Genomic DNA, 21,101 nt, shown 5'->3' on the forward strand with positions numbered 1-21,101 from the left:
ACGCCCGTGCCACTCCGTCGAGCGACCGGACACGGTCTCCGTATTCGGCCACGTATCAGACGCGCATAACGAGTTGCGGCCGCGAACACTCGGTTTGGTGTCGTATGACAATTATCGCACTGATAGAACTGACTCGTCTGTTATGCGGGGCCTAAGGCCCGACGACCGGTCCTGCGAGGGATAAAATAACGGTATGTTTATTTATTCTCGACAGGTATGTACAGGCAGTTGTATGTACGACCTCACAGGTTTTCAACGGGACCTGCTCTACGTGATCGCGGGCCTCGACGAGCCGCACGGGCTGGCCATCAAAGAGGAGCTCGAAGAGTACTACGAGAAGGAGATCCACCACGGCCGCCTCTACCCGAACCTCGACACGCTCGTCGAGAAGGGGCTCGTCGAGAAGGGCCAGCGCGACCGCCGCACCAACTACTACACGCTGACCCGCCGCGGGCGCCGCGAGATCGAGGCTCGGACCGACTGGGAAGCCGAGTACATCGAACACTGACTCGGGCGCCCGTCGTGCCCGCGATCGGTCCGTAGCCGTCGGCCCGTCTCTGTCGTTGCCCGCAACCGTTCTCTTTCCCCCTCGGGATCGCCGCTCTCTCCCCGCGCACCGGACGACCGGATTCGACGCCGCTCCGGCGCCGGCGGAACGTCCGGACGAGACACTGAGCTGGTCTGTACCCCCGCAGTCGCAACGATCACCCGCGGCGATGACCTGAACTCGGCTCCGAGCCAGGGTATCTTTTTCACTGCGCAGTCTCACGATAGTGTACGCTCGAACGCGATAAACCGACCCTCCAAACAAAATGTATAAGCCTGACAGTTATTTATCGGCAGACGACAGGTCTATACGGTAATATCCGGAGAATTTCTCTGATGCCTAACGACACGAACACCTACTACTGGTCGGTTTTACTGGCATTGACTACCGTCTTCTTTTGGAGCCTCTCGGCACCGGGCGCGGATTACGTCCATCAGGAGGCCAACTACCTCGGTTTAGCGTTTGTTCGGATGGCATGTGGTGCACTCGTGTTCGGTGTGTGGCTGTGGTACGATTGGGACGATACCAAAGACAGTGTAACTTCGTTGCTCGAAAACGACCACAAGTCACCGTACTGGTTTATCGCGATACTGGTCCTGTTCGGGATCTTCCTTCTCGTCTACGATCTTACGTTCTTTTTCTCGATTCAGGAAGGACCGAGCGTTCCGGCGAACATAATCAATTATCTCTGGCCGCTGTTCCTGCCGGCGTTCGGCTCGTTCGTCTTTAGACGGTCTGACGCCTCTTTCGGCCTGTTCGAGATGGGTGCCCTCTCGCTCGCCTTTTCTGGAGCAGCACTCATCGCGGGCGGGTCCGCAGACTCGCTCCTCGCGGGGGGGATCCGATTCACGTACATCGTCGCGTTCGTCGCGGCGGTTTCGGCGGGCGTGTACATGAACCTCCTTCCGATCGCCGAGGAGTACGTGAACTCGACGCCACTGATCTACTTCGTCGCCGTTCTCGTGGCCTTGCTCGCCGAGGCGGGGATCGTTCTCGCGACCGGTCTACACGTAGAGATATCCACCCAATCACTGCCGATACTCCTGCTGTTCGGCCTCTCGACGTTCGGTCTCGCACAGCTCGCATGGGGCAAAGCGCTCGTTCTCGGCGAACACGTCCTGATCTCGTCGCTATCCTATCTAACCCCCATTCTGAGTACGATCTTCCTCAGCGTGTTCGTCGGCGCGCCGTTAACGGAGAGCGTGGCGTTCGGGGCGGTCCTCATCATCGCAGCACAGGTCATGCTCAACGATACGTTCCGCCACATGACGTCGTTGGCCGGGGCGCTCATCGCTATCTTCCTCAGCTCGCTGTATCTGTACATCGATCCGGCGATCCTCGGGAGTTCCTCTTCGGTGAGCCAGATCAGTAGCCTGGTTGGGACGATCTTTGCGATCCTCACCGGGTTCATGCTGGAGAGGGTATGGGCGACCAATCGAATGCAGGACAAGAAAATGAACCGTATTAACGAAACGCTGAGCCAGCTGATTACTGATATAGAGAGATCCGACCGTAGTGCCGAAGACGTCGAACGGGTGTACGAGGAAACGTACGAACTGATCAAATCGATTAGCGATCTGAATTACGGGCGTAGCTCCGATAAACGCGGTAAACTGATCAAGAAAGTACGGGATCAGAGTGAGAACCTGAAAAGAGAAATACGAACGATACGGAGCCCCGACGACGAGTCCACCGAGACGGTCGAAGCCGAGCTCCAGAATCTCGATACCGCTATCTCCAACTGGCTCCTGATGAGTCAGAAGCGAGTCAGCCGGGGCGAACTAGCCATTTTAGCTCTGCTCGGCGCGGCAACGATGTTGACGTTGGTCATCTCCGTCGGTGACGAATTCCTCTCGAATCTCATCGTCATCGGTGTAAACGGGGTCATCGTCTTTTCGGTGCTCAAAATTCGCGACTACGACTACGATCGGTCCGTCGGATCGACGAAAATTCTCTTAGAACAGCGGATTGCAACGCAGATTGACAAACCCCTGTATTTCCCTCACGAGGAATTCACGCATACGTCCGAAATTTACGAGATCATGGAGAGAGACGATCCCGTCCAGGTAGGTAGCGGGGGGCGGGACGGGTCGGATTCGAGGCCGCAAACCGTCTCCGATCTCGATGTCCGCACCACCGTGCGGACGGGTGTGCTCTCTCTCGCCCTGGCGGCGATCGTCCTGATCCTTGTCCTCCTCTACATGCAACTCGTCTAAGCCGAGTTCGCAGGGTGACGGCTCCCGTCGTCCCGAGAGGGTTGCCGGCCCGATCGACTTCGCTGGCGATACTGCGCGTGATCCGGAGTTCCCTCGGCCGACTTCACCGGCATGCCCGTCGAAGCCACGGGCTGAAGCCGGGCGTCTTCGTTCCGCGGCGGGTTCCGGTAACTTCGACCCTTTTTATGCTGCGTTCGCAACTTATTTTGCATTCCGTGCGAACCCTGAAGCAGATGTTAAAAATCGAAGCTGAGGGACGGTCAATTACTATCGATCCGCTTCCCGGCGCCATGGACCCCTCTCCGTACACGGAGTTCCTCATCGAGCGTATCGTCGCTCGGGACTCCGTGCCGCGCGAAGTAGTGGACGTCGGGTGTGGCAGCGGTGCGTTATCGATATTTCTCGCGAAATTGGGGGTAAAGCAGGTCTACGCGTTCGACATCAACGACGCAGCGCTGGAGGCGACAAGAAAGAACACACGCATCAATGACGTCTCTGACCGGGTGGACGTTCGAAAGGTCGATTTCACCGAGTCTCTCGACTCCGAACTCGACGTCGATATGGTTGTCTCCAATCCGCCTTCCCTGCCGATGCGTTCGAAGCCCGATTCGGAGTACGACATGTACAACTACTACGGTGGCGAGGACGGCCGGAAGTTCATCGAGAAACTGATCGACAACAGTCCCACCGTACTGAAGCGGGGTGGACGGCTGTTGTTCATCCATACGTCTCTCGCCAACGTCGGCGATACAGTCGAACAGCTGCCGAGTTCCGGATTCGACTCCTTCGACTGTTCGGTCAGCGAGTTACCGTTTAGAAATTCGTACTACGAGCACATCGATTGGTTCAGAGAGCTCAAGGAACGGGGTGTCGCCCACTACGAAGAGCCGGACGACGGCGGTAGAGAGACGGAGTACTTGTACGCGCTATCGTGTGAGTTCTCCGGTTGACATCCTCCCCGCCTCGAAGAGGATTCCCGACCGCAGTTGGGATATAACCAACGGGGTGAATCGACGCCGTTCGTAGCTATCGCGGAAAGAGACGTCCGCCTGTACTTCGCGGGGGGAGACGACACGTCGGCCTACCGGAGTTCGTGGATGTACGAGCCTACTTGCCGAACGGCGTACCTTCGTACTGCGGCTTCAGGTACGTGTCATGCTGTGAAGTAGCGTTGATCTCTCCGGCCAGATCTTCTTGCATCATCTCTTTCACCCTCTCCGGGTCCTTCGTCTTGTCCAGAACCCACATGAGTTTGATATACGCCGTCTCCGGGAGCATATCCCCAACCGGGAACACGCCCAAATCCAGCAAGTTTCGCCCTCTGGAATAGACCCTCATGTTCGTCCTCCCCCACAGACACTGAGAAGTCATTACGACGGGGATCTCGTTCGTAATGGCTCGCTCGATACCTTCATCGAGCTGCTCCGGAGAGTGCCCCAGCCCGGTCCCCTCGAGCACGATCCCTTCGTACCCCTCGTCGACCAAATGGTGAATCCGGTCCGGGGACATGTTCGGAGAAAGCTTTACCAGAGCGACATCGTCCTCGAAGCCGTCGTTACACTCCACGTCCTCATCGGTCCGATCGGCCTTCCCGTCCGGGTCCAGAAACTCGACCGAGTTGCCCTTGATCTCTCCGATCGGGCGGGAGTTGACCGTCTGGAAGGCATCCCTCCGACTCGTGTGGCACTTTCTCACTTTGGGACCCGGATGTAGCCAACACGATTCGTCGCTCGTCGACCGATGCATTACGACGCCGACCTCTGCGAGATTCGACGTGGCTGCCGCGACGGCACTAGCCAGATTGAGGTAAATATCACTGCTCGGACGGTCGCGTGACCGCTGTGCGCCGACAAGAATTATCGGCTTAGACAGGTCTTGGAACATGAAACTCAGCGCTGCACCCGTATGTCCCATCACGTCGGTACCGTGCGGAATGATGGCGCCTGCGGCCCCGTCGTTCAATTCCGCTTCGATGGTGTTTCCGATCTGATTCCAGTGGCGAGGTCGGATGTTCTCACTCTGGATGTTACAGACCGTCGTTCCGCTCAGATCGGCCATATCCTCGACTTCCGGAACCGTTCGATAGATCTGTTCTGCGGACGACTGCGGCGTGGCCGCTCCCGTCTCGTAGTCGACGCTGGCGGATATCGTGCCACCCACGTTGATGATGGCGACCTCCGGTCGCTCCGTATCGCTTTCAGTCATCTTCGTTCTGAATACTTTTGACAGAGGTGTGTTCGGTGACTTCTATTCCGACGTTGTACCCGCTGTCCAGTTTGACCACGATATGATCGGTTTGACCCCCTTCGTCTCCCGGCATGAGGGTCCCCTCTTGCGACGGACGGTTGTCTCGGTCGATCCGGACCCTATCCCCGACACCGGCTGAAATAGATTCCAAGACCCTCTCGACTTTTCCATCGTAGTTGCCGATGCTGGTCATTCGACTAGCTTCCGGCCTCGAACGGCAATAATGATTTCGAAGCGTTAGCTCCCGGTTGTTATGGTCGGCCGAGTCGAGTCACCGAACCGGACGGACGCGTTCAGCGATCCGAACGGATCCGAGCCGGTCGAGCGAAGCGTCTGAGTACCGTCACCCGTCAGGAGTTGCGAGCGCGACGGCGTCGCGTCGTTCGACGGACTAGAGGGTCCTTTCGGCCGCGACACGGAGAATTATACCTCGGGTCGCCGAAAGGCGGGTATGCCACCTGCGGCACCCGACTTCTCGGGCTCGACGACCTCCACCACCGATACGACTCGTGATATCGGCGAGCAGCTAGCGCTCGCCGACCGCGGCTGCGACGTCGTCTCGACGGGAAAGACGACCGACGACTCCGAGTTGCCGGGGTCGATCGAGCGGACGGTCCACGAAGTGCGGAGACGCGGTGTCAAGGCGCTCGCAAACCCCTTCGAGCCGACCGACGCGATGGGCCGAGACCTCGCGGACGAGGTGACCGAGGAGTCGCGGCCACGGCAATGAGCGAAGACACCGACGCGCCCGACGCCGGTACGACCGTCGTCGTCCGCGAGGCGCGCCCCGCCGACGCCGACGCGGTCGCGGCGTTCGCGCGCGACACGTGGGGCGAACGCCACGAGGACTACATCCCGCGGGTGTTCCCGGAGTGGGCCGAATCAGACGATCCCGACCGCGGCACCTTCGTCGCCACGCTGCCCCCGGATGCGGTAGAGGCCGGCGGCCTCGACGGCCGGGAGGCGGGCGACACGCACGTCGCGGGCGACGGCGACGGCGCCGCCGACGCGGGCGACCCGGAGGCCGTCGTCGGCTGTATCCAAGGTGTTCTGCTCACCGAGTGGGAGGCGTGGGGACAGGGGATCCGGGTCGACCCCGCGGCGCGGGGCCACGGCGTCGGCACCGCGCTCTCGGAGGCCGCGCTCGACTGGGCGCGCGAGCGCGGTGCGACCGTCTGCCGCAACATGGTGTTCTCGTGGAACGTCATGGGGCTCGGCCAGTCGCGCGCGGTCGGCTTCGAGCCCCAGACCGAGTTCCGGTTCGCGGAGCCGGAGCCCGACCCGGACGCGCTCGACGGCGACGGGGGCGGTTCCGCCGCGGTCGACATCGCCGCCCTCGACGCCCCCGACCCCGACGCGGCGTGGGCGTTCTGGAGCGACAGCGACGCCCGCGACCGCCTGCGCGGGCTCGCGCTCGACCCCGGCGAGTCGTGGGCCTGCTCGCAGCTCACCCGGGAGCGGCTCGCGACCGCCGCGGCTGAGGACCGCCTGCTCGCGGTCGGCGACGCGGGCGGGCTCGCCGGCTTCGCGGTCCGGACCCGCGTGACGGAGCGCGAGGTCGACGGCGAGACCACCAGAACCGCGACGTACGGCGTCGCCGCCTGGCGCGACGTCGGCGCCGCGGGCGCGCTGTTCGACGCGGTCGCCGCCGACGCCGCCGCGGCCGCCGCGGACGGCGCCCGCGCGCTGATCCCGGAGACGGTCGAACACGTCAGCGACGCCGCCGCGAACCGCGTGTCGGTCGCGGCCGAACCTGACTTCGTGATGTGCGCGGACCTCACCGGTGGGCCATGACCCTGTTCGGCGTCGCCCTCCCGTGGTCGCTCCCGCTCACGCTCGTCATCTACGGCGTGGTCGTCGCCGCCGCGGTCTGGATCTACCGCGACGCGAGGGCCCGCGGGAGCCGCTACGCGCTCCTCTGGGCGCTCTCGACGCTCGTGTTCACGATCGTTCCGGTGCTCGCGTACCTGTATCTCCACCGCGAGGCCGGGCCGGCGCGCTGAACCGGCCGCGTCTCGGCCGACTCGGTCGGCCGTCGCGCCGGGGGCTCTCGTCCGCTCCCGTCCGCTTATGTGCGACGACGCGGAACGACCGACGGATGCCCTCCTCCCTCACCGATCGGTTGCGCGCGCTCGGTCGCGGTCGCCGGCCCCGCGCGCTCTCGGTGGCGGCCGCCAACCTGCTCCCGCTCGTCGGCGTCGTCGCGCTCGGCTGGAACGCGGCCGCGCTGATGACGCTGTACTGGTTCGAGCTCGGGATCGCCTCCGGCTGGGCGCTCGTCCGCGGGCTGTTCGCCGGGCGGCCGTCGGAGGTCGAACGCGAGGTGCTGATCTCCGGGCCGCTCGCGCAGCGCCGGGTCGGACTGTCGCTCCCGCTGACCGACGTCCAGGTCCGGCTCTCGTCGCTGCTCGTGCTCCCGATCGCGGCGCCGATCCTCGTCGTCGTCTGGGCGGTCGTCGGCACGCTCACGGTCGGCGTCGTCGGCGGCGGGCTGGGCGCGGAGGCGATCGACACCGTGACGCTCGCGGTCCTCGCCGTCTTCGTCGGCGAGGGCGCGACGACGCTCGTCGAGTACTTCGGCCGCGGCGAGTACCGCGACCACAGCGCCCAGACGGCGTTCACGGGCGTGTTCGCCCGCGGCGCGGCGATCTTCTTCGGTGCGCTGTTCACCGTTACGGTCGTCGCCGCGGGGACCTTAGAGGACGACACGCCGATCTCCGCGCTCGACGCCGACGCGGTCGGACTCCCGCTCCTGCTCGGGATCGTGGCGGTGAAGGCCGCGTTCGACCTCGGCGGACTGTACGGCGACCGGCTGGCGGCGTTCGACGAGTCGTCGTCGCTCGATCTGGGGTTCTCCTACGACCCTCCCGAGCCGGAACCGGCGGACGGGTCGCTCGCGGAACCGGTCGAGACGGTCCGCCAGCCCCGACGCGCCCGGGTCGCGGGGGCGCTGACGACTCCCCTCGGCCATCCGGGACTGTGGTACATCGCCGGGGCCTTCGGGTTCGTCGGTCTGCTGTTCGCGATCGGCGGGAACTGGCCGACCGCCGGAACCCTCGGCGCGCTTGCCGTGGCGGTCCCGCTGGCGCTCGCCGCGCTCGACCACGAGCTCCGGCACGGGCTCGTCGAGTACCGCGCCGGCGACGACGCGCTCGTCGCCCGCGACCGCCTGTTCGGCGTGGCGTTGTGGCGCGTCGAGCCGTGGGACGAGACCGACCTGCGCGTGGAGCGGAGCGGACTCGACCGCCGGCTCGGGACCGAGACCGTCGCGATCGAACTCCGCGACGACGAGTACCGGATCCCCGGACTCGACGACCCCGAGCCGATCCTCGACGTGTTCGACCGGCGGGCGGACCGGCCGGACGGACCGGAGCGGTCCGGCGACTGACTCGCGTCAGCCGTCCGCGTCGGTCGCCTCGTCCGCGTCGTCGCGCCCGTACAAGGGGTGTGCGTCCCCGACGAGGCGCTTGAACGCGAGGATGACGGCCGCGTGGAAGGCGACGAGGACGGTCACGCTCGCGACGATGATCGCCACCTCGGCGGGCGTCGAGAGCAGGCCGAGCGAGACGATGAGCGTCGTCGCGCACGCCGGCGGATGGACCCAGTCGGTCGCGATCATCGCCCAGCTGGTCGCCACGAGCGAGGCGACCGCGCTCGCGGTCAGCCGGAACCCCTCGGGGGAGAAGGCGGGCGGCGTCGCCGTGAGCGCGGCGCCGTCGGCGATCACCGTCCACGCCGCCAGCCCGGCGCCGCCGCCGATCAGGTGGCTCCCGACCACGCGGACGGCGCGCTCCCGCTCGCTCCGGCGGTCGAACGCGAGGACGAACGCGGACGGGCCGAGGCTCGGGAAGACGAACGGCTGGCCGGTGGCCCACGCGACGAGGCCCAGGACCGTGAACAGCAGGCCGGCGTACAGGCTGGTTCCCAGACGGCGACGCATTGCGACCCGGTCGGCGAGCGGCTCACAAAGGCCCGGCGGATCGCCGGCACCGAGGCGCAGAGCCCCCTCGGCGACGCGGACTCGGGGCGGCGCTATCGATCGCGATAGCCGAACCCGAACGCCTAATTGGTCCCGTCTCGCCCGTGGGGACATGTTCGCGACGCTGCCGGACCTCCTCCGACTGCTCGTCGTCCCCGTCTTCGCGTGGGCGGCGATCCGGGACGTCCGGACCCGGCGCCTCCCGAACCGGCTGTGGCCGCCGCTGTACCTGTTCGGCGCGCTGCTGTTGGTCTGGGAGGCGGTCTCGCTGTGGCCGTTCGCGGGGTTCGACGGACGGATCTTCCTCGTTCGGGCCGCGATCAGCCTGCTGTTCGTCGCGCCGCTGGGCTACGCCTTCTGGTACCTCGGGGCGTTCGGCGGCGCCGACGCGAAGGCGATGATCGCGCTCGCGGTGATCTTCCCGACGTTCCCGGCCTACGAGGTCGGGTCCCTCGTCTTCCCGCTCGTCGACACCCAGCTCGGCGTGTTCTCGCTGACGATCCTCACGAACACCGTCCTCCTCGGCCTCGCGTACCCGATCGGCCTCGCCGCGCTCAACCTCGTCCGCGGCGAGGCCTCGTCGAGCATGTTCTTCGCGCGCCCGGTGGCGACCGACTCGCTGCCGGACCGGCACGGCCGGCTGTTCGAGGACCTGGACGGCCCCACCCGGGGCGGGCTCGACCTGGACGCGCTCCGGATGTACCTCCGGTGGCGCGGGCTCACGCTCGCGGATCTGCGGAGCGACTCCGAAACACTCCGGGATCCCGACTCGGTCGGCGAGACGTTCGACCCGACCGACGGCGGCACTCACGTCGGTCCGCGGACAGATGGGGGGCGCGCAGTAGACGACGCGCCCACCGACGGGGGGCGCGCGGTCGACGCCGAGGCCGATACCGATCCCGAGTCCGACCCCGAACGCGACTTCGACGACCCCTGGGCGGCCGAGCGCTTCCTCGACGAGATCGACCACGGCGCCTACGGCACGGACGCCGCGACGCTCCGCGACGGGCTCACCGTCGTCGCCCGCGAGGACCGCGTGCTGGTCTCGCCCGGAATGCCGTTCGTCGTCCCGATGGCTATCGGGCTCGTCGTCTCCCTGACATTCGGCGACGCGCTGTTCGCGGTGCTCGGCGCGGTCGGGCTGGTGTGAGATCCAACACCGACGCCGCCATTTATAAATGGCCGGTGAGGTGCGGTGGCGCGTGCCTCCGAGTGGCCGCCGAAGGCGGCCGCGAGGAGCACGCGCGAGGTCGCCGGCGCTACGCGCCGGCTGCCAGAGGGACCTTCGGTCCCTCGCTGGAGTCAGTCGGCGGAGCGAAGCGACGGCGACTGACGAGGTTGGGGAGGTGTGAGGTGCGGTTGCTGTGCGTTCCCGCGAGCGAAGCGAGTGGGAGCACGGAAGTCGCAGCCCGCGCAGCGAAGCGAGCAGGAACGTCTTCCGGAGGGGCGGGACTCAAAGGGGCAGCCGTGCGGTGGCCGCAGGCGACGCAAGCACCGCAGGAGCGAGTGAAACGAGCGACGAGGAGCACAGCGAGCGTGCGGCCACCGCACGGCTGGGGCTTCGGCGGTGTTCGCCGCCGCTCCGCGAGCAGCTATTTATCAATAAACGACTGAGGCTTTGGCGGTGTTCGCCGCCGCTCCACGGTCAGCTATTTATAAACGAGAGGCTGGTGATTTAGCGATATTCACCGCCGCTCCGCGATCAACTATTTATAAATAACCGACGACGACCGCGCCGTATCGTCAGCTTCCGGCCCAGACGTCGTCCGCGGCGAGGACGCGCGTTCCGACCGGCCGCTTCACGAACTCGCCGAGGTCGCGGCCGACCAGATCGCCGACGCCGCGCTGGGCCGCGACGTCGAGCAGCCGCTGGTCGACGGTCCCGTCGACGACCACCGCGTGCGGCGCGGTCTCGGCGTCCTCGACCGCGTCGAACGCCCCTCCGGCGTCGACCTCGTCGAGCACGTCGAACCCCTCGTCGAGGAGCCGCGCGCGTCCGGTCTCCCCGCCGACGACCTCGCCGACGTGCGCCGCCATCGATCGCGGTTCGTCGGGTTCGCCGTCCGCGGCCTCGGTGGTTCGGCCCGTCTCGGCCTCCGCCGAGTCGGCTTCGCCGTCCTCGTCGGCTCCGATATCGGCAGCATCGACGGGCGTCCGCCCCGGCTCCGACGATTCGCTCGTCCCGCCGGAGGGGGGCGGATCGCCCGCGTCGGTGCCGGTCTCGGCGTCGGCGTCCGTCGATTCGGGCGATTCGGGTTCCGACGCGCCGGCCGGCGAGTCGGTCGATTCGGTCGAGGGGCCGGCCGACCCGCTTCCGGAGGAGCCGCTCGGCACCGCGCCGCCGTCACCGACGCGGGCGATCGACTCGGGGCGGTCGTCGTCGGCTACGTCCCCGCCGTTGACGACTTCCCCGCCGTTGGCCGCTCCTTCGCCGTCGGCCTCCTCGTCGCTGGCGGCCGCTCGGAGGTCGGCCGCGTCCGCGAGGCTGGCGTACGGGACCTTCCCGCGGAGCGCCTCGAAGACGGCGTCGCGGTCGAGGTCCTCGACGGACTCGCCGGGCGGCGCGAACGCGACGTAGTCGACCTCGCCCACCTGCGCGAGCTCGCGGAGGATGAGCTCCCCGCCGCGGTCGCCGTCGAGGAACGCGGTGACCGTCCGGTCGGCGGTCAGGTCGGCGACCGCCTGGGGGACGTTCGTCCCCTCGACCGCGACGGCGTTCTTGATCCCGCAGTCGAGCAGCGTGAGCACGTCCGCGCGCCCCTCGACGACGATGACGGCGTCGGAGTCGCCGACGCGCGGCCCGGCCGGCAGCCCCTCGTAGTCGACGATGCCCTCGACGCGCGCGGCGTCGCGGACCTCGTCTAACACGTCGCTGCTGGCGAGGCTCGTCTCCTCGAAGCCGCCGGCGATCAGCTCCTTGGCGCGCTCGACGACCTCGCGGCGCTTGGCGGCCCGCACGTCCTCGATGCTCGTCACCTCGACCGAGGCGTGACAGGGGCCGATGCGGTCGATCGTCTCCAGCGCGGCCGCTAAGATCGCGGTCTCGACCTTGTCTAAGCTCGACGCGACGGTGACCTCGCCGAACGACTGGCCGTTCTCGGACTCGACGGAGACGTCGATCCGACCGACGCGCGACGACTCCTGGAGGTCCCGGAGGTCCAGCTCGTCGCCGAGCAGGCCCTCGGTCTGGCCGAACACCGCGCCGACGACGTCGCTCCGCTCGACGACGCCGTCGGCCGCGATGGTGGCGTGTATCAGGTATTTTTCTGTGTCTTTCATGAGTGGTGAATGGTGATGTCGGGCGGTAGCGCCCGTCCGTGTATGGTTGCGCTTCTCGCGGAAAATAGCTATCGCCACGCCCCTCCGGCGACGGTGGTTGAAGAGAATTTTTCTCCAACACGCAGCTTCGAACCTATTCGATAGTTCTTAGTGTTTATAGACGTAGTATTATCCCACATGACGCGCTCACGGAGCGATCTCGTGTGGATACCGACGTTCGCGATACTCGTGGCGTTCGCGGTGCCGTGGCCGCTGTGGGGCGTCGACCGCGTCGTCGCGGGGCTCCCGGTGTGGATCTGGTGGCACGTGGGCTGGCTCGGGCTGTGCGCGGCCCTGTTCGCGCTGTTCGTGCGCAGCGGCGCGTGGGAGCGCGGGATGGGACGGCGGGCCGCCGACCCCGTCGACGGAACCGGAAACGGGGCCGTCGACCGCGGGGGTGACCGCCGGTGACGCTCGGCCTCTCGCTCGGGATCGTCGTCGGTTACCTCGTCGTCGCGCTCGCGCTCGGCCTCGTCGCGTACCGGGTCTCGGAGACGACCGCCGAGGACTACTACCTCGCGAGCCGGTCGATCGGGACGCTCGTCCTGCTTTTCACGACGTTCGCCACCCTGCTCTCCGCGTTCACCTTCTTCGGCGGCCCGAACCTCGCGTACGCGGCCGGTCCCGAGTGGCTGGTCGTGATGGGCACCCTCGACGGCGTCCTCTTCGCCGTGCTGTGGTACGTGATCGGCTACAAGCAGTGGCTGATCGGCGCCCGCAACGGCTACGTGACGCTCGGCGAGATGCTCGGCGACCGGTTCGGCTCGACCGGGCTGCGCGCGCTGGTCGCGGGCGTGAGCCTCCTGTGGCTGTTCCCGTACGTGATGCTCCAGCAGATGGGCGCCGGCGAGGCGCTCGTCGGGCTCACGAACGGCGCGGTCCCCTACTGGGGCGGCGCGGCGCTGATCACCGGGTTCATGATCCTCTACGTCGCCGTCGCGGGGCTCCGCGGCGTGGCGTGGACGGACACGCTCCAAGGGCTGTTCATGCTCTCCGTCGTCTGGATCGCGGCCGCGTGGGTCGTCTCGTCGCTCGGCGGCGTCGGCGCCGCGACTGAGGGGATGCTGGCGGCCCGCCCCGAGTTCGGGAGCTTCGGCGGCGGGACCTACTCGGTCGGGTTCATCGTCTCGACGGCGATCACCATCGCGTTCGGCGTGACGATGTTCCCGCAGATCAACCAGCGGTTCTTCGTCGCGAAGTCGGCGGCGACGCTGAAGCGGTCGTTCGCGCTGTGGCCCGTGCTGGTGCTGCTCCTCTTCGTCCCCGCGTTCATGCTCGGCGCGTGGGCCGCCGGCACTCCGGTGACCGTCCCGGAGAACGCGAACGTGCTCCCGGTCGTGTTGAACGAGTACGCGCCGACGTGGCTCGCGGCGGTCGTCGTCGCCGGCGCGATGGCCGCGATGATGTCCTCGTCGGACTCGATGCTGCTCTCCGGGTCGTCGTACTTCACCCGGGACCTCTACCGCCCGCTGATCGACGCGGACGCCTCCGAGCGCCGCGAGGCGTGGATCGCGCGGATCGGCGTGGCGGCGTTCGCGACGCTCGCGTTCGTCGCGAGCCTCTTCCGCCCCGGGACGCTGATCGAGGTCGGGGATACAGCATTCTCCGGGTTCGCGTTACTCGCCCTCCCCGTGATCTGCGCGCTCTACTGGCCGCGGACGACGCGCACCGGGATGATAGCCGGCGTCGCGGTCCCGCAGGCGATCTACCTCGCGGTGGTGCTGTCGGCGGTCGTCGACGCCGTGCCGACGCTGCCCCGTACCGTCGCCGGCGGCTGGGACGTGGCGCTCGGGCTGATGCTCCTGTCCGGCGCGCTCACCGTGGGCGTCTCGCTCGTGACCGCGCCGACCGAGGAGGGCGACGCCTCGCGGTTCGCGGTGGTAAGTGATTGACAATTTGTAAAACGGTTCGTTCTGGGCCGGCGTTTTGCGTTCCTCTGCCACCGAACCGGAGATGAAAGCCGCTAAAGCCCCAGTCGCTCGCTTATAAATGGTTGATCACGGATCGACGACGAAGGCCTCCAAAGCCCCAGTCGCGAGGGCGGCGCACGCTCGCTGTGCTCCTCGCTCGCGCTGCTCGCTGCGGTGCTTACGTCGCCTGCGCCGCCCTCACGACTGCCCCTTTGAGTCCCACCCCACCGCGACCGCACAGCACCTCACGCCTCCCCAGCCTCGTCGCTCGCTTCGCTCGCGACTCCCTCGCGCGTGCTCCTCGCGCCCGGTGGGCGCTCGGAGGCACGCGCCACCGCGCTGGTCGGATTGAAACAGCGCCGCCGAACCGTTCCCACCGCGCCGAAGCCGGCGAAAGCCAAAAGACCGCTTCGCCCCGACAACGCGTATGAACGAGCCCGGTACCGAGGGCGTGCTGTTGAACCAGGAGACGCTCCGCGGTCGGCTCGACGACGCGCCGGCGTGGCTCCGCGAGCACTACCGCACCTTCCGCGAGTCGATGCTCGGCGAGCGCGATGGGTCGCCGTTCCCCTGCTACTTCGGCATCGAGGTCGAGCGCGAGGGAGACCTCCTGTACGCCGCCTGCGAGTCGACGACGGACCCGGCCGCGCTGTTGCGGTTCCGTGACGTTCTCTTGGAGTACCTCGAAACGTATCCGGACCACGCCGACCGCGCGCCGCTCGCGGTGTTCTTCAGGCCGCCGGAGGGCGAGCGCGGCGAGGCGCACTACCACGAGCGGCTCTGGAACGTGCTGGAGTTCCTCCACGTCCACGACCCCGAGCCGTGGCCCGACGACATCCCGACCGACCCGGACACCCCGCGCTGGGAGTTCTGCTTCGGCGGCGAGCCGCTGTTCCCCACGTCGCGGGCCCCCTTCTACGACGACCGGAAGAGCCGGTACTCGCCGGTCGGCTTGGAGATCACCTTCCAGCCTCGCGCCGTCTTCGAGGGGATCACGGCCGACACCGAGGCGGGCGAGCGCGCCCGCGAGACCATCCGCGACCGGATGGGCGACTACGACGGGGTCTGTCCCCACGCCGACCTCGGCGACTGGGGCGTCGAGGGCGACCGCGAGTGGACGCAGTACCTCTTCCGCGAGGACGACGACGCGAGCCCGGACGCCTGTCCCCTGTCGCCGACCCGCGAGCACCCGAAGGCGCCCGAATCCCTGCTCGAACGCGGCGCGTGGCAGCGGTTCGCGGACGGAGACCGGAGCGACCCGCCGGTCGCGGGGAGTGCGGATGACTGAGCCGATCGCGCTCTCCGACGACGCCGTCCTCCTCCTCGTCGACTTCCAGACCGGCTTCGACGAGCCGGGCTGGGGCGAGCGCAACAACCCGGACGCCGAGGCGGTCGCGGCCGCGCTCCTCGACCGCTGGCGCGCGACCGGGCGGCCCGTCGCGCACGTCCGCCACGCCTCGGCGGAGCCGGACTCGCCGCTGCGCCCGGACGCCCCCGGCTTCGCGTGGAAGCCGGAGACGGCGCCCGTCGACGGGGAGCCGACGTTCGAGAAGTCGGTCAACGGCGCGTTCCTCGACTCCGGGCTCGACGAGTGGCTCCGCGAGGCGGGTCACGAGTCGCTCGTCGTCTGCGGGCTCACCACCGACCACTGCGTCTCGACGACGACGCGCGAGGCCGAGAACCGCGGGTACGACGTGCGCGTGGTCGCCGACGCGACCGCGACGCACGCCCGCGAGGCGCCCGACGGCGAGCGGATCGACCCGGAGACCTCCCACCGCGTCGCGCTCGCGCACCTGCGCGGCGAGTTCGCGACCGTCGTCGAGAGCGCGGCGCTGCTCGCGGACCGCTGACCGTCCGCCCCGTACCCGCGGCGCTCAGTCGTCGTCAGCCGCCTCCGCGACGGCCTCGCCGGCCTCGCCCCCGCTCGCGCGGTCGGCCGCGTTCGCGAACATCCCGCGCCGGGTCGCGTACAGGAAGTACGCGGCGAGGCCGAGGAAGCCGACGACGTTCGAGGCCGCCACCGCCCAGAAGACGGCCTCGACGCCCCAGCCTAACCCCGGCGTCACGGTGACGCCGAACGCGCCGAACGTCGTCGCGGCCGGGACGGCCGCGACCGCGATCGGGAACCGGACCGCCCAGTACTTCACCAGGTCGGCGACGAGGGAGGTGCGGGTGCGGGAGGCGCCGTTGAATCCCGCCAGAAGGGTGTACGTGCCGCCGAGCGCCCAGTAGGAGGCGCCGAGGATCCGGAGGTAGAGGACCGACAGGGACCGGCCGGTCGCTGTGAGGTCGGGGGCGAGCAGGTTCGCGATCCCGCCGGCGAAGAGGAACTGGACCGCGCCGAGCGCGAGGAACCCGGCGACGACCATCCCCGTGCCGGCGGTCGTCGTCCGGCGGGCGCGCTCGGGGGCGTCCGCGCCGAGGTTCTGGCCGATCATCGACTGCGCGGCCTGCTGTATCCCGAGGGCCGGCACGACCGCGAGCGTCGCGACCCGGGCGCCGACCGTGTACGCCGCGACGCCCGCCGCGCCGCCGGCGATCGCGACGAGCCCGACGACGAGGACCCTGACGAGCTCGCTCACGCCGCGCTGGCCGCCGAGCGGGAGGCCGACGGAGACGACCTCGCGGACGGTCGCGGGGTCGAACGCGAACGCCTCCCGGGTGAGCCGGAACGTGTCGCGGCCGATCCCCGCGGCGTACCCGAGGATCCACAGGAGGCCGGCGACGCCCGCGAGCGCGGTTCCGAGCGCGGCGCCGGCGACGCCGAGCTCCGGCACTGGGCCGACCCCGAAGATGAGCACCGGCGCGGCGATCAGGTTGACGAGGACGCCCACGAGGCTCACGTGGAACACCGCCCGCGTGTCCCCGTACGCCGTGAAGCAGTTCTCGACGGTGTCGCCGACCGCGCCGACCGGGAGGACGGCGATCACGATCGCGAGGTACGTGGCGGTCGTCCCGGCGAGCGCGGGGTCGGCGCCGAGCAGCGCCACCACTTCCTCGGCGTAGACGACCACCGGGAGCGCGACCGCCGCGGTGACCGCGAGCGCGACGAGCGCGCCGTTGACCGCGACGCGGCGCGCGCCGGCCTCGTCGCCGTCGCCGGCGCGCTGCGAGACGAGGATCTGGGTGCCGACCGCGCCGACCACGACCGTCGCGCCGAGCAGCGACTGGATCGGGAGGCTGAGGCCGACCGCCGCGACCGCGTCCTCGCCCACCCGCCCGAGCCAGAACGTGTCGACGAGGGCGTTGGCGACGTACACGACGTTCTGCGCCACGAGCGGCGCGGCGAGGACGAGCAGCACGCGCCCGACCGGCCCGTCGGTGATCGCCTCGCGGTCGACGTCCAGCATCTAATCGTTCCGGTATTAGTCAGTGATAATAAAAGTGTGCTGGTGGTGAACACGACTCCCGCGTCCGGGCGTCCGCCGTCGATTCGGTCCGAAGTACCGGGGACCGCCCGCCGAGCGGCGGCGGTCGGCCTCCCGGTCGCGGGCGGTCCGTCCGCCCGGCACGCTCGTCCGTCCGCCCGGCACGCTCGTCCGTCCGCCCAGCACGCTTGTCCGTCCCCCGCGTGCGGTCGGCCGACGCCCGCGAAGGGAAACCTCTTAATGGACTACGCGCGGAGTTCGTGGTATATGAGCAACGGCGACGACGACCCGGCCGACGCCTCCGAGGAGGCCGACGCCGCGGACGACGGCGGGGACGCCGGCGAGTCGGCGGAGACGGCCGCCCCGACGCTCCCCGATGACGCGACCGAGGAGTCCCTGAACGAGTACCTCGACGAGATCGCCGACCGGCTCGAGGCCGCCGAGACGGAGGCCGACCTCGACGACGTCGAGGCGCTCTTGGACGACGCCGAGACCGGCATCGAGGAGGCGGACCTCCCCGAGCCCGACGAGGACGACGAGGACGCCGACGACCCCCGCGGCGACCTCGAGGACCGCGTCGCGGAGCTCCGCGACGGCGTCGAGGAGGCCCGCGGCCCCTACGGCGAGGACGTCGTCGACGCCGTCGAGGCCGCGTCCGGGACGGTCGCGGACACCGAGTGGACCGAGGACGGCCACGACGACGTCGCGGCCGCCGTCGCGTCGTTCGTCGACGAGGCCGCCGACGCGATCGACGACGCGGCCCCCGGCGCGATCGACGAGGCCGACGAGGACCCCGAGGCGCTCCTAAACGAGGCCGCGGACGACGAGGCGACCGACGCCGCGGAGCCGGTCCCCCTCGACCAGCTCGTCGCGGCGCTCGACGCCGTCGCCGCGGCGGTCGGCGAGGCCGACCTCGACGCGGACGAGGACGCCGACGAGATCGCCGCCCTGTTGGCGGCGACGGACGACTTAGAGGCCGGCCTCGACGACGCCGAGGAGTGGGACGACTTGGAGACCCACGAGCAGCTCCGCGCGCAGGGGTACTACGACGTGCTCGGCCACTACAAGGACTTCCCGGTCGAGTGGGCCGCGCTGAAGGAGCACGAGGCGCGGGGGAACGTCGACATGATCCTGCTCGCGCTCGACTCGCTCGGGTCCGAGTTCATGGAGCGCCACTGCCTGGAGGCGTTCGAGCGCATGGGCAAGCGCGGCAAGACCGAGGCGTCCGTCGAGGAGGTCCTCGGCCGCGCCGAGAAGCGCGACCAGCCCGCGATCCGGATCCTCGGGAAGATGGCGGCCGAGGAGGCGACCGACACCCTCGTCGAGTACGTCGACGAGGACTCGAACCCGCAGCTCCAGAAGGCCGTGTTCAAGGCGCTCGGCGAGATCGGCGCCGAGGAAGCCGTCCAGCCGCTGGCGAACCAGCTCGACCCCGACGGCGACACCGACGAGCTGGTCCGCCCCCACGCCGCCCGCGCGCTCGGCCTTATCGGCGACACGCGCGCCGTCGACCCCCTCGCCGACGCGCTCGAAGCGCACCCGTCCGACGACGTGCGCGCGGCCGCCGGCTGGGCGCTCCGACAGATCGGCACCCGCGAGGCCCTTGAGGCAGTCGCCGAGTACGCCGACGAGCGCTCCTTCGTCGTCTCGACGGAGGGCGAGAAGGCCGAGCGCGCGCTCGACGAGGCCGAGCCCGCGCCGACGGCCTGAGGGGCGCACTCCTCTCTCCCGCAGCGGTCGCGAACCCTTTTAGCCGATACAGGCGCCACGCTCGCCGTGTCACCCCGTCGTCCGAGCCGCCGGTCCCGCGTCGCCGCGCTCCTCTTGCTCGTCGCCGCGGCGACCGTCGCCTGCTCGCTTCCGGCCGCGGCCGCCCCCGTTGGCGCCGCCGCTCCGCTCGACGAGGTCGAGCCCACCTCGGCGAACGCCTCCGCCGCCGCCGGCGAGCCACGGATCGTCGAACTGTACCCGAACCCGACGACCGCGGAGAACCGCGGCGAGTACCTCGTCGTCTCGCTGCCCGAGCGCGGGAACTGGTCGCTCTCCGACGGCTACTACGACGCCGGGATTCCGGCGAACGCCAGCGGGACCGTGACGTTGTCGACCGCGCCGAACCGGACCGCGTCGATCCTCGCCGGCGATTCGGGGACGGCCGCCGCGGTCGCGGACCGCCGCGAGATCCGCCGCCTGACCGACTACTTTCCGCTGTCGGCGTCGGGCGACCGGATTGAGCTCCGGCGAAGCGGGACCGCGGTCGACGTCGTCGCCTACGACCGCGCCCGCGAGGGGTACCGCTGGCGCGCCTCGTGGGGCGAGTGGCGACCCCGCGGGTACGACCCCCGCTCGCCGGAGTCGACCGCGGACGCGGCCGTGACGCCCTTCGTCCTCCCGGACAGCCCCGGGATGCCGGTCGATCCCCTCCGGAGCGCGGACGAGCGGCTGTTCGTCGCCGGCTACACGCTGACCTCGGAGCGGGTCGCCGACGCGCTCGTCGCGGCCGCCGATCGCGGCGTGCGCGTTCGCGTGCTGCTCGAGGGGTCGCCGGTCGGCGGGTTTCCGGCGCGGAGCGCGGCGCTTCTCGACCGGCTGACGGCCGCCGGCGTCGAGGTCCGGATCCTCGACGGCGAGGTCGAGCGGTTCCGGTTCCACCACCCCAAGTACGCGGTCGCGGACGACCGCGCCGTCGTCCTCACGGAGAACTGGAAGCCGTCCGGCACGGGCGGGCACAGCAACCGCGGGTGGGGCGTCGTCGTCGGGGGCGGCGCCGGTGTCGAGGGAGGGGCTGACGCCGGGGACGGGGCCGGAACCGACCGCGACGCCGCCGTCGCGGACGACCTCGCGGCGCTGTTCCGCGCCGACTTCGAGGCGCGCGACGCGCGGCCGTGGCGCGCCTTCCGCGCCGACACGGAGTTCCACGACGGCGGCCGCGCGAACGGCTCGTACCCGACGCGGTTCGACGCGCCAGCGGAGCCGGCGGCGGCGGACGTGACCGTCCTGACCGCCCCCGGCAATGCCGCCGACCGGATCGTCTCGCGGATCGACGCCGCCGACGAGCGGGTGCTCGCGGTCGTCCCCCGCGTGGGCGGGCCGAACGACCGGATCGTCCGCGCGCTCCGGCGCGCCGCGGACCGCGGGGTCGACGTCCACCTGCTGCTCTCGGACGCGTGGTACGACCGCGAGGCGAACCGGAACCTCTCCGAGCGCTTCGCCGACGAACCGATCGCCGTCGACCTCGCCGAGCCGCGCGGCCGGTTCGGGAAGGTCCACGCGAAGGGGCTCGTCGTCGACGACGCGGCCGTCGTCGGCAGCCTCAACTGGAACCCGAGCGCCCGGACGAACAACCGAGAGGTGCTGCTCGCGGTCGAGAACGAGTCGGTCGCCGACTTCTACGCCCGCGCCTACGCCGCCGACTGGCGCGGCGGCGGGATTCAGCTCCCGATCGCCTTCGTCGGCGGGTTCGGCGTCGCGCTCGCGGCGGCCGGCGCCGTCGCTCGGAGAGGGATCGCGTTCGGCTGA

Annotated in this window: 19 protein-coding genes; 14 read left to right on the top strand and 5 right to left on the bottom strand. The window is 69.0% G+C overall.

What is annotated here, in order from left to right:
- The first annotated feature begins 232 nt into the window (after positions 1-232).
- From DVK07_RS07365 to DVK07_RS07375, 3 genes are all read left to right on the top strand, one after another.
- Positions 233-508: a PadR family transcriptional regulator gene (locus DVK07_RS07365; protein ID WP_004597247.1), complete on the top strand. Its 276-nt coding sequence runs from the start codon at positions 233-235 to the stop codon at positions 506-508.
- Between the two features lie 374 nt (positions 509-882).
- The gene (locus DVK07_RS07370; protein ID WP_121596450.1) at positions 883-2,763 is read left to right on the top strand and encodes a DMT family transporter; all 1,881 of its coding nucleotides are present in this window, start codon (positions 883-885) and stop codon (positions 2,761-2,763) included.
- A 215-nt stretch (positions 2,764-2,978) separates the two neighbouring features.
- Positions 2,979-3,713, top strand: a complete 735-nt coding sequence (locus tag DVK07_RS07375; RefSeq protein WP_158603130.1) for a methyltransferase — start codon at positions 2,979-2,981, stop codon at positions 3,711-3,713.
- Between the two features lie 157 nt (positions 3,714-3,870).
- Here the strand turns inward: DVK07_RS07375 and gatD are convergent, their stop codons facing one another.
- A complete protein-coding gene (gene gatD / locus DVK07_RS07380) occupies positions 3,871-4,968 on the bottom strand; it encodes a Glu-tRNA(Gln) amidotransferase subunit GatD (RefSeq protein WP_121596452.1) in 1,098 nt (365 codons plus the stop codon).
- Positions 4,961-5,203 (bottom strand): hypothetical protein, encoded by a 243-nt coding sequence (locus DVK07_RS07385; RefSeq protein WP_121596453.1) that lies wholly within the window; start codon positions 5,201-5,203, stop codon positions 4,961-4,963. The genes gatD and DVK07_RS07385 overlap by 8 nt, the downstream gene beginning before the upstream one ends.
- Before the next feature lie 258 nt (positions 5,204-5,461).
- Here DVK07_RS07385 and DVK07_RS07390 point away from each other — a divergent pair, with 258 nt between their 5' ends.
- The 4 genes from DVK07_RS07390 to DVK07_RS07405 all read left to right on the top strand — a co-directional run bounded on the left by DVK07_RS07390 (position 5,462) and on the right by DVK07_RS07405 (position 8,398).
- Positions 5,462-5,740, top strand: coding sequence for a hypothetical protein (locus tag DVK07_RS07390; protein ID WP_394338878.1), 279 nt, complete (start codon positions 5,462-5,464; stop codon positions 5,738-5,740).
- Positions 5,737-6,804: an N-acetyltransferase gene (locus tag DVK07_RS07395; protein WP_121596454.1), complete on the top strand. Its 1,068-nt coding sequence runs from the start codon at positions 5,737-5,739 to the stop codon at positions 6,802-6,804. The genes DVK07_RS07390 and DVK07_RS07395 overlap by 4 nt, the downstream gene beginning before the upstream one ends.
- A complete protein-coding gene (locus DVK07_RS07400; protein WP_121596455.1) occupies positions 6,801-7,013 on the top strand; it encodes a hypothetical protein in 213 nt (70 codons plus the stop codon). The genes DVK07_RS07395 and DVK07_RS07400 overlap by 4 nt, the downstream gene beginning before the upstream one ends.
- Before the next feature lie 95 nt (positions 7,014-7,108).
- Positions 7,109-8,398 carry a DUF6498-containing protein gene (locus tag DVK07_RS07405; RefSeq protein WP_121596456.1) on the top strand — a complete coding sequence of 430 codons (1,290 nt, stop codon included), beginning with the start codon at positions 7,109-7,111 and terminating at the stop codon, positions 8,396-8,398.
- Positions 8,399-8,404: 6 nt separating this feature from the next.
- Here DVK07_RS07405 and DVK07_RS07410 read toward each other — a convergent pair whose 3' ends face one another.
- Positions 8,405-8,950: an HPP family protein gene (locus DVK07_RS07410; protein ID WP_121596457.1), complete on the bottom strand. Its 546-nt coding sequence runs from the start codon at positions 8,948-8,950 to the stop codon at positions 8,405-8,407.
- 151 nt (positions 8,951-9,101) lie between these two features.
- Here DVK07_RS07410 and DVK07_RS07415 point away from each other — a divergent pair, with 151 nt between their 5' ends.
- Positions 9,102-10,139, top strand: coding sequence for a prepilin peptidase (locus DVK07_RS07415; protein ID WP_121596458.1), 1,038 nt, complete (start codon positions 9,102-9,104; stop codon positions 10,137-10,139).
- A gap of 593 nt (positions 10,140-10,732) precedes the next feature.
- On the opposite strand, the gene dnaG is transcribed toward DVK07_RS07415, so the two are convergent.
- Positions 10,733-12,268, bottom strand: coding sequence for a DNA primase DnaG (gene dnaG / locus DVK07_RS07420; RefSeq protein ID WP_121596459.1), 1,536 nt, complete (start codon positions 12,266-12,268; stop codon positions 10,733-10,735).
- Positions 12,269-12,445: 177 nt separating this feature from the next.
- Between dnaG and DVK07_RS07425 the strand changes: the two genes are divergently transcribed.
- From DVK07_RS07425 to DVK07_RS07440, 4 genes are all read left to right on the top strand, one after another.
- A complete protein-coding gene (locus DVK07_RS07425; RefSeq protein WP_121596460.1) occupies positions 12,446-12,718 on the top strand; it encodes a DUF3311 domain-containing protein in 273 nt (90 codons plus the stop codon).
- The gene (locus DVK07_RS07430) at positions 12,715-14,199 is read left to right on the top strand and encodes a sodium:solute symporter (protein ID WP_121596461.1); all 1,485 of its coding nucleotides are present in this window, start codon (positions 12,715-12,717) and stop codon (positions 14,197-14,199) included. Before DVK07_RS07425 ends, DVK07_RS07430 begins: the two co-directional genes overlap by 4 nt.
- 445 nt (positions 14,200-14,644) lie before the next feature.
- Positions 14,645-15,505, top strand: a complete 861-nt coding sequence (locus tag DVK07_RS07435; protein ID WP_121596462.1) for a YqcI/YcgG family protein — start codon at positions 14,645-14,647, stop codon at positions 15,503-15,505.
- Positions 15,498-16,067: a cysteine hydrolase family protein gene (locus tag DVK07_RS07440; protein WP_121596463.1), complete on the top strand. Its 570-nt coding sequence runs from the start codon at positions 15,498-15,500 to the stop codon at positions 16,065-16,067. The genes DVK07_RS07435 and DVK07_RS07440 overlap by 8 nt, the downstream gene beginning before the upstream one ends.
- 24 nt (positions 16,068-16,091) lie before the next feature.
- Here DVK07_RS07440 and DVK07_RS07445 read toward each other — a convergent pair whose 3' ends face one another.
- Entirely contained in the window at positions 16,092-17,567 is a 1,476-nt protein-coding gene (locus tag DVK07_RS07445; RefSeq protein ID WP_121596464.1) for an MATE family efflux transporter, read from the bottom strand.
- A 285-nt stretch (positions 17,568-17,852) separates the two neighbouring features.
- On the opposite strand from DVK07_RS07445, the gene DVK07_RS07450 reads away from it, so the two are divergent.
- Together DVK07_RS07450 and DVK07_RS07455 are read left to right on the top strand one after the other, a co-directional pair.
- Positions 17,853-19,295: a HEAT repeat domain-containing protein gene (locus tag DVK07_RS07450; protein WP_121596465.1), complete on the top strand. Its 1,443-nt coding sequence runs from the start codon at positions 17,853-17,855 to the stop codon at positions 19,293-19,295.
- A 66-nt stretch (positions 19,296-19,361) separates the two neighbouring features.
- Positions 19,362-21,101: a phospholipase D-like domain-containing protein gene (locus DVK07_RS07455; protein WP_199719434.1), complete on the top strand. Its 1,740-nt coding sequence runs from the start codon at positions 19,362-19,364 to the stop codon at positions 21,099-21,101.

Source organism: Halorubrum sp. Atlit-26R, from assembly GCF_003666015.1.
GTDB lineage: Archaea > Halobacteriota > Halobacteria > Halobacteriales > Haloferacaceae > Halorubrum.